Raw genomic sequence first — 9,385 nt, 5'->3', positions numbered from 1 at the left:
GCCCCTGCTGGTATGAAGAGGGTGTGCGGGAGCGTTGCTCATGGCCATGACGGACGAAGCCGTTCTGGATGCGACCCGTCACTGGCTCGAAAAAGCCGTGATTGGCTTGAACCTGTGCCCGTTTGCCAAGGCGGTCTACGTTAAAAACCAGGTCCGGCTGGTGGTGAGCCATGCCCGCCATGCCGACGACCTGCTGGAAGAGCTGGACCGCGAACTCGATTTGCTGGTGGCGACTCCGGCCAGCGAGGTAGACACCACGCTGCTGATTCACCCCACGCTGTTCGACGACTTTCTGGACTTCAATGATTTCCTCGAAGTGGCCGAAGGCGTGATGGACGAACACGGTCTGGAGGGCGTGGTGCAACTGGCCAGCTTTCACCCGCAGTTTCAGTTTGACGGCACCGAGCCGGACGACATCAGCAACTACACCAACCGCGCGCCGTTTGCGATCTTGCATCTGCTGCGCGAGGAAAGCGTGGAGCGGGCGGTGGCGGCTTTTCCCGATGCCGAGGCGATTTTTGAGCAGAACATTGCCACGCTGGAAAAGCTGGGCCACGAGGGCTGGAAGGCCCTGGGGCTTTAAGCAAGGCAACATCGTCGCGCATGTGGCGATGAACCGGTTCACACGGACTTCAATTGTGTCGATACTGACTGGAGGAGCCCATGCCCGTTGCCCCTGAAATCGCACCGCCGCTGCAGGTCAGCCAATGGCTCAATACGCCCGAGCCCATCAGTCTGGCCGCGCTGCGCGGCCGCGTCGTGGTGCTGCACGCGTTTCAGATGTTGTGCCCCGGCTGCGTTGCCCACGGCATCCCGCAGGCCAGCCGGATTCAGGCGGTATTCCCCGAGCGTGAACTGCTGGTCATTGGCCTGCACACCGTGTTCGAGCACCACGCCGTCATGACGGCCGAGGCGCTGCAGGTGTTTGTGCATGAATACGGCCTGACCTTTCCCATCGGCATTGACCAGCCATCGGGGCCTGATGGCATTCCGTTGACGATGCAGGCCTATGGGCTGCGCGGCACGCCCAGCCTGGTGATTCTGGACCATGAGGGGCGTATCCGGCTCAGTCACCTGGGGCAGGTGGACGATCTGCAACTGGGTGCCTTGCTGGGCCGGCTGGTCAGTGAAGCCGCGGCGTCGAGGTTGCCCTAAAGCCTCTGCAGCTTTCTGCGCACCAGATGAATATTGCTGCGCAGCGCGTACAGCTCGTCGGTATACGACAGCGGCACGCTGATTCTTTCGGCGCGCGATTCCAGGTTGTTGAGTTCTGCCAGCAGCGCCTGGTTGCTGCGAGAGTCGGCGCCACCGGCCGAGGGGTCTATGCGCTGCTCGATGTCCCTGAGCTGGCCGTACCACCGGAAAATCCGCGACCGCACCCTGAAGGCATACAGCGGCGGAATAATGCGCGACAGCGGCAGCATGATGGCCAAAATGATACCCATCACCAGCCACATGCGCTCGACCAGATTGGCGACCCAGAACGGCAGGTAGCGCTGCAGCATGGGCGCGCCGCTCTTGATGGCGCGCTCGGCTTCCTTGGCGATGGGCAGCTCGTTGTTGTCGCGGTTGGGGTATTCGCGGGCGCTTTTGAACCAGCCTGCGCTGCCGTGAATCTGGTTGCCCGCCTGCGCAAACAGCTGCTGCAGCGCGGGGTGGGTCTGGGTCCGGGTGATCAGCGAGGTGGTGGGTGCCACCAGCCGCACGTCCTCGGGCGGAATGTTGCCGGCCAGATCGACAATGCCGCGCGGCAGTCGGGCCGGGCTTAAAAACTCAAAACGCCTCGAATAGGCTTCGCTCTGCGAAAAGTTCATCAGCCTGACGCCCGGCGTCTGCAGCAGCATCTGCACCATCAGCGACTCGGGCGCCGAGGCAAACACAATCGCGTCCAGCTCGCCGCCCAGAAAGGCCATGGTGGCCGGCGTTTGCTCCAGCCTGGACAGCTGCAGTGTCGCCGGGTCGATGCGGTTGCTCTCCAGCAGCTTGGTCATCAGGCTGGGCACCCCGCTGCCCGGCGTGCCCAGGTTGATGCGCAGGCCCTGCAGGTCGGTCAGCGCGGCCAGCGTGCCGTCGGCGCGGCCAGCATCGCCTTTCTTGGCTGCGCCCGGCTTGACCTTGCGCACCGCGTCTTCGCGGTAAAACAGCCACAGCGGCTCGACAAACAGGCTGCCCAGCGAGGCCAGGTTTTCCGCGTCCTGGTCGGTATAGCTGCTGGTGCCGCCCTGCACAAAGCCCAGGTCCACCTTGCCGTCACGCAGCAGTTGCAGGTTGGCGGCAGAGCCTTCCGAGGGCTGCAGCACCACCTCGATGCCCTCGGCCGACAGGGCCTTGGCATAGCGTTTGCCGAATTCTTCATAGGCGCTTTGCGCCGGGCCGGTGGCCAGCACCACGCGCTTGGGCGGGTTCGGATCCAGCCACCAGTAGGCCAGCACCAGCAGCGTGACGGCCAGCACCACAAAAGGGCCTACCGAGACGGCCAGATCGCGCAGTGACAGCAGGGTGTAGCGTATGGTCTTGGGCATGAGGCAAACCATAGCATGCGGCGACTGCCCGGCAGCGTCAAATTCGGTAAATTTTGTGCAAATAGTGCCTGTAGCCCAATAATAGCGCGCATTAGAAGCTATGAAAATAATAGCAAACTGGTTTCGATGTTTTGTTAAACCGCGTCCCCGCATCAGCCGGTAGGCCGCCGGAATCAGCAGCATCGACAGCAGCGGCGCCGTGACCATGCCGCCCACCATGGGCGCGGCGATGCGCTGCATCACCTCGCTGCCGGTGCCGCCGCCTGACAGCGTGGCGCGCGGCACGGCGCTATGTCCGACAAGTGCCATGCATTTGGCTGCCGCAGTTGAGAACTTCTGGCGTCAGTCCGAGTCAATTCAACTAAACTGATACGTCTGCAATTCACTTTATCGCGCTCCGACCTACTCACTGCAACCCATGACCTGGCATCGCCGTACCCGTCTGATCACAGCGCTGTTCGCGCTGATCAGCCTGCTGTTCATGCAGTGGGCGGTGGCCAGTTATGCATGTCCGGGTACCGGATCAAAGGTCGCTGAAATCGCCGCGATGGCCGAAGCCGGCATGCCCTGTGCCGAGTCAATGTCGGTAAGCATGGACGATGTGCAGCCCAACCTGTGCCAGGCGCACTGCCAGGCTGGCCAGCAAACCGCCGACAAGTACGAACTGCCCGCGCAGGTGGCCATCGGCGCCCTGCATGCTGATTTCACATTGCCGGTCACTGTCCCGGCGTTTTTGGGGGCGCCATTGCAGACGCCCCATCTGATGCGCACCACGGCACCGCCCGTGGCCATCAGGAACTGTTGCTTCCGGCTTTAACCTCTCAGACCATCCAGCTCCTGCCTGATGCATTTTTTGTGCATTGACAGGCCGTTATGTGTGCCCTGGGGGTTTTATGTCTATTTCGTTTCCGATTCGCCGGGCTGCGTTTGCCGCCCTGATGGTTGCCATGGGGTCGCCATCATGGGCAACTGACCCCTTGACCCTGGCGGAGGCGCAGCGCATTGCGGTGGGCCGTTCCCAGCAACTGGTTGCCCAGGACGCGCTCACCACCGCCGCCCGCGAGCAGGCCGTGGCTGCCGGTCAGTTGCCCGACCCGGTGCTCAAGCTTGGCATTGACAACCTGCCGGCCAATGGCCCGGACCGTCTCAGCCTGACGCGCGACTTCATGACCATGCGCCGCATCGGCGTCATGCAGGAGATTCCGCGCGCCGAAAAACGCCAACTCAGGGCGGAAAAGTTTGAACGCGACGCCGGGCGGGTGCAGGCACAGCGGCAACTGACGCTGGCCAACTTGCAGCAGGGCACGGCGCTGGCCTGGCTGGATCGCTATTACGCTCAGGCCCAGCGTGAATTGTTGCAGCAACAGATTGAGGAAACCCGACTGCAGGTTCAAGCCGCCGACAGCGCCTTTCGCACCAACCGGGGCAGCCAGGCTGACGTGTTCGCGGCCCGTGCCGCAGTGATCATGCTGCAAGACCGCCTCAGCCAAATTGATCGCCAGTCGCGCGGCGCTGCCCTTATGCTGGCCCGCTGGGTGGGCGCTGCCGCCGCTGAACGACCAACTTCCGGATCGCCGCCATGGCAAAGCACGCCATTACAGGACCATGTATCAAGCGATCAGCTCAAGCGACATCCGGATCTGCTGGCCATCAGCGCCGAGATTGATGCCGCCGAAACCGAAGCCCGGCTCGCTCAGGCTAATAAGAAGGCTGACATCAGCGTGGAGGCGAGCTACGCTCAGCGCGGCCCAGGCTTCTCCAACATGCTCTCCATCGGGGTATCCATCCCCTTGCAGTGGGACCAGAAGAATCGCCAGAACCGTGAGTTAGGCGCCAAGCTGGCCATGGTGGATGAGGCTAAGGCCAGGTACGAGGACATGCTGCGCAAGAACGAAGCTGAAGTACGCAGCCTGCTCAACGAATGGCAGACGGGCAAGGAGCGGCTGGTTCGATACCGTGATGAGCTGATTCCCACTGCCCGGCAGCGCTCCGAGGCGACGCTCACAGCCTATCGTATTGGCAAAAGCGACCTGGCTGCCGGGCTGTCAGCACGCCGCGACGAAATTGATATCCGCCTGCAGGCCCTGACCCTGGAGATGGAAACGGCGCGCTTCTGGGCACAACTCAATTTCCTGATTCCCGACGACTACATCTCCGCACCCGCCAAGGACCAACCATGAACAGGAAATATCTCATTGCCGCGTTGCTTGCTGCGGGCGTGCTTGGCGCCGCCGGTTACGGTCTGTACACCCTGGGTGTGAAAAAGGGCGACACCATGCCTGCCGCCAATGCACCCGCCAACGCTGGCCGCCAAGGTGCTGCGCCCGCGGCAGCTCCCCAGAGCGTCGCCGAAGGCGAAGAGGCGACTCGCCGCCATATCAGCGCAGGCCTCAAAGCGGGGGATACCGATCCGGCCACCGGCCGCAAAATCCTTTACTACCAGGACCCCATGGTGCCAAGCAGCAAGTTCGACAAGCCGGCCAAGTCGCCCTTCATGGACATGATGCTGGTGCCGGTCTATGCCGACGGTGACACCGACCAGGGCAAGGTCACGGTCAGCCCGCGCATCCAGCAGAACCTGGGGGTGCGTACCGCACCGGTCACCGAAGGCACGCTGTCGCCGCAGGTTTCCGCGGTGGGCAGCATCGCTTTCAACGAGCGCGACCAGGCCATCGTGCAGGCCCGCGCCACCGGTTACGTCGAACGCCTGCATGTGCGCGCCACGCTGGACCGGGTGGCCAAGGGACAAGCGCTGGTTGATCTCTATGTGCCGGACTGGGTGGCGGCCCAGGAAGAATTTTTGGCAATCAAACGCATGCAGGGTAATGACCTGGCGTCGCTGGTCGACGGCGCCCGCCAGCGCATGCGACAAGCTGGCATGAGCGAGGAGCAGATTCGCCAGGTGGAAGCCAGCGGCCGGGCGCAGGCCCGCGTTACCGTCACAGCGCCGATTGGCGGCGTGGTGGTGGAACTGCTGGTGCGCGACGGCATGGCCGTGATGGCCGGCGCCACCCTGTTCCGCATCAATGGCCTGTCCACGGTCTGGGCCAACGCCGAGGTGCCGGAGAGCCAGTCGGCCCTGCTGCGCCCGGGCGCCAAGGTGCAGGCGCGCAGCCCGGCGGCCCCAGGCACGACCTTCGACGGCAAGGTCCAGGCCATCCTGCCCGAGGTCAATCCGGCCACACGCACGCTCAAGGCCCGGCTGGAACTGGCCAACCCCGGCGCGCGCCTGGTGCCTGGCATGTTCGTGACCATGCAATTCATGGACATGCGCGCCGAAAAGGCCTTGCTGATTCCCACCGAAGCCGTCATACAGACGGGCAAGCGCACGGTCGTGATGCTGGCCGAGGAAAACGGCCGCTTCCGGCCCGTCGACGTGGAGGCCGGGATTGAGGCCGGCGGCCAGACCGAAATCAAGCGCGGCCTGCAGGTTGGCCAGCGCGTGGTGGTGTCTTCGCAGTTCCTGATCGATTCCGAAGCCAGCCTCAAGGGAGTGGAATCCAGGCTTAACGAGGCACCCAAGCCAGTTGCGGCCAACACTACGCCGCGGCATGAAGGTGAGGCCAAGGTCATAACGATTGGCAAGGATGCCATCACCCTGTCCCATGGACCCATCCCTTCCCTCAAGTGGGGCGCGATGACCATGGACTTCAAGCAGCCGCCGCAACAAGCGCTGCCGCGCAACCTGCAAGCCGGTGATCGGGTGAGCTTTGAGTTCTACATGGATGCAGACGGACTGCCCCAGTTGACCCGTGTCGCTCCCCTGGCTTTTGCGCCATCTTCCGCAGGGGGCAAGAAGTGATCGCCCGTTTTATCCGCTGGTCCATCGCCAACCGCTTCCTGGTGCTGCTGGTCACCCTCATGGTGAGTGCCTGGGGCGTGTACTCGGTGCTCAAAACGCCGCTGGACGCGTTGCCCGACCTGTCGGATGTGCAGGTCATCATCCGCACCACCTATCCCGGGCAGGCCCCGCGCATCGTCGAGAACCAGGTCACCTACCCGCTGACCACCACCATGCTCTCGGTGCCCGGCGCCAAGACGGTGCGCGGCTACTCCTTCTTTGGTGACTCCTTTGTGTATGTGCTGTTCGAGGATGGCACCGACCTGTACTGGGCACGTTCGCGGGTGCTGGAGTACCTGAATCAGGTGCAATCGCGCCTGCCGGCGGCAGCCAAGGCCTCGCTGGGGCCGGACGCGACGGGTGTCGGCTGGATTTACCAGTATTCCCTGATCGACCGCAGCGGTACCCAGGACGCATCCCAGCTGCGCGCGCTGCAGGACTGGTTTCTCAGATACGAGCTGAAAACCGTGCCCAACGTCGCCGAGGTTGCCTCAGTCGGCGGCATGGTGCGGCAGTACCAGATCGTGCTCGACCCCAACAAGCTGGCGGCCTATGCGATCCCGCACACCAAGGTGGTCGAAGCCATCCAGAAGGCCAACCAGGAGGCCGGCGGTTCGGTCCTCGAACTCGGGGAAGCCGAGTACATGGTGCGGGCCTCGGGCTATCTGCAATCGCTGGACGATTTTCGCTCAGTCCCGTTGATGACAACGCCCGCCGGCATCTCGGTGCGCCTGGGTGACGTGGCGCGCATCCAGATCGGCCCGGAAATGCGCCGCGGCATTGGCGAGCTCGACGGGGAGGGCGAAGCCACCGGCGGCGTGATCGTCATGCGCTCGGGCAAGAACGCGCTGGAAACCATCGCCGCGGTCAAGGCCAAGCTCGCCTCCTTGCAGTCCAGCCTGCCCAAGGGCGTGGAAATCGTGCCGGTCTACGACCGCTCCGGCCTGATCGAGCGCGCCGTGGACAACCTCACGTACAAGCTGCTTGAGGAGTTTCTCGTCGTGGCCGTGGTGTGCTTCGTCTTCCTGTTCCACCTGCGCTCGGCTTTCGTAGCCATTATTTCGCTGCCCTTAGGCATTTTGATGGCCTTCATCGTGATGCACTACCAGGGCGTCAACGCGAACATCATGTCGCTCGGCGGCATCGCGATCGCCATCGGCGCCATGGTCGATGCCGCCGTGGTGATGATCGAGAACGCCCACAAACACCTGGAGCATTGGGGCCACGACCATCCGGGCGAAACGCTGCAGGGCGAGGCGCGTTGGCGGGTCATCGGTGATGCGGCGGCGGAAGTGGGACCGGCGCTGTTCTTTTCGCTGCTGATCATTACGCTGTCCTTCATTCCGGTGTTCACGCTGGAAGCCCAGGAAGGACGGCTGTTCTCGCCGCTGGCCTTCACCAAGACCTATGCCATGGCCGCTGCGGCAGGCTTGTCGGTGACCTTGATTCCGGTGCTGATGGGCTACTTGATCCGGGGCCGGATCCCCGATGAGAAGAGCAATCCGCTGAACCGCTTGCTGATCGCGGTCTACCGGCCGCTGCTGGATAGGGTGTTGCGTGCGCCCAAGTTCACTCTGCTGGCCTCTGCTGTCATCCTGGTTATCAGTCTCTGGCCGCTGCAGCATATCGGCGGCGAATTCATGCCGCGACTGGACGAAGGCGACTTGCTCTACATGCCGTCGGCCTTGCCGGGCCTGTCGGCCGGCAAAGCCAGCGAACTGCTGCAGCAGACCGACCGGCTGATCAAGACCGTGCCTGAAGTCGCCAGTGTCTACGGCAAGGCCGGGCGTGCCGAGACCGCCACCGACCCGGCGCCGATGGAGATGTTCGAAACCACCATCCAGTTCAAACCGCGCGAGCAGTGGCGCTCTGGCATGACCCAGGACAAGCTGGTGGAGGAACTCGACCGCATCGTCAAGGTGCCGGGCTTGGCCAACATCTGGGTGCCGCCTATCCGCAACCGCATCGACATGCTGGCCACCGGCATCAAGAGCCCGGTGGGCGTCAAGGTGGCGGGCACCGACCTTGCCACGATAGACCGGCTGACCGGCGAGATCGAGCGCGCGCTGAAGGACGTTCCTGGCGTCAGCAGCGCGCTGGCTGAACGATTGACCGGCGGACGTTATGTGGACGTCAACATCCGCCGGGACGCGGCAGCAAGTTTTGGATTGAACATTGCCGACGTGCAGTCAGTCATCAGCTCGGCGGTGGGCGGCGAGAACATCGGTGAGACGGTCGAGGGCCTGCAACGCTTTCCCATCAACCTGCGTTACCCGCGAGAACTGCGGGACTCGCTGGAAAAGCTGCGCAGCCTGCCCTTCGTGACGGAGCGCGGCCAGCGCCTGGTGTTGTCGGATGTGACCGACATTCGCATCACCGATGGTCCGCCCATGCTGCGCAGCGAAAATGCCCGGCTGTCGGGCTGGGTCTACGTGGACATCCGGGGACGTGATCTGCGCTCGGCCGTGCAGGATATGCAAAAGGCTGTCACCGAAAAGGTCAAGCTGCCGCCGGGCTATTCGATCTCCTGGTCGGGCCAGTTCGAATTCCTGGAGCGCGCCACGGCCAAGCTCAAAGTGGTGGTGCCGTTTACGCTGCTGATCATCTTTGTGCTGCTGTACCTGACCTTCAAGCGCTTCGACGAGGCCCTGCTGATCCTGGCCACGCTGCCATTTGCGCTGGTGGGAGGCATCTGGCTGCTCTACCTGCTGAGCTACAACCTGTCGGTCGCGGGCGCCGTTGGATTTATTGCATTGGCGGGTGTCTCGGCGGAATTCGGCGTGATCATGCTGCTGTACCTGAAGTCAGCCTGGGACGACAGGCTCGAACAGGGGAAAACCGGTGCCTCTGATTTGTTGGACGCCATCCGTGAAGGCGCAGTGCTGCGCGTGCGGCCCAAGGCGATGACGGTGGCCGTCATTCTGGCAGGCCTGTTCCCCATCATGTGGGGCACGGGGACAGGCTCCGAGGTGATGCAGCGCATCGCCGCGCCCATGGTCGGCGGCATGATCACCGCGCCGCT

Annotated in this window: 7 protein-coding genes; 6 read left to right on the top strand and 1 reads right to left on the bottom strand. The window is 63.4% G+C overall.

The features are described 5' to 3' along the window. Positions 1–46: 46 nt before the first annotated feature. The gene (locus RMO23_RS15245; protein ID WP_309683291.1) at positions 47–583 is read left to right on the top strand and encodes a DUF1415 domain-containing protein; all 537 of its coding nucleotides are present in this window, start codon (positions 47–49) and stop codon (positions 581–583) included. A gap of 80 nt (positions 584–663) precedes the next feature. Further along, positions 664–1,155, top strand: coding sequence for a redoxin family protein (locus tag RMO23_RS15240; RefSeq protein WP_309683285.1), 492 nt, complete (start codon positions 664–666; stop codon positions 1,153–1,155). Here RMO23_RS15240 and RMO23_RS15235 read toward each other — a convergent pair. Beyond that, positions 1,152–2,522, bottom strand: coding sequence for a TAXI family TRAP transporter solute-binding subunit (locus tag RMO23_RS15235; RefSeq protein WP_309683288.1), 1,371 nt, complete (start codon positions 2,520–2,522; stop codon positions 1,152–1,154). The two genes, RMO23_RS15240 and RMO23_RS15235, sit on opposite strands and share 4 nt — an antisense overlap. Before the next feature lie 418 nt (positions 2,523–2,940). Between RMO23_RS15235 and RMO23_RS15230 the strand changes: the two genes are divergently transcribed. The 4 genes from RMO23_RS15230 to RMO23_RS15215 all read left to right on the top strand — a co-directional run. Continuing rightward, positions 2,941–3,339 carry a hypothetical protein gene (locus tag RMO23_RS15230; RefSeq protein WP_309683282.1) on the top strand — a complete coding sequence of 133 codons (399 nt, stop codon included), beginning with the start codon at positions 2,941–2,943 and terminating at the stop codon, positions 3,337–3,339. A 160-nt stretch (positions 3,340–3,499) separates the two neighbouring features. Next, entirely contained in the window at positions 3,500–4,702 is a 1,203-nt protein-coding gene (locus RMO23_RS15225; protein ID WP_309683280.1) for a TolC family protein, read from the top strand. Then, on the top strand, positions 4,699–6,324 hold the full coding sequence (locus tag RMO23_RS15220; protein WP_309683279.1) for an efflux RND transporter periplasmic adaptor subunit: 1,626 nt from the start codon (positions 4,699–4,701) through the stop codon (positions 6,322–6,324). Before RMO23_RS15225 ends, RMO23_RS15220 begins: the two co-directional genes overlap by 4 nt. Further along, positions 6,321–9,385: efflux RND transporter permease subunit (locus RMO23_RS15215; RefSeq protein ID WP_309683276.1), on the top strand; the 3,065-nt coding region annotated here is incomplete at its 3' end. The genes RMO23_RS15220 and RMO23_RS15215, both read left to right, overlap by 4 nt.

Source organism: Polaromonas sp. (genome assembly GCF_031411155.1).
In the GTDB taxonomy this organism is placed as follows: Bacteria; Pseudomonadota; Gammaproteobacteria; order Burkholderiales; family Burkholderiaceae_C; genus Polaromonas.
This window is presented reverse-complemented; position numbering and strand designations above follow the sequence as displayed.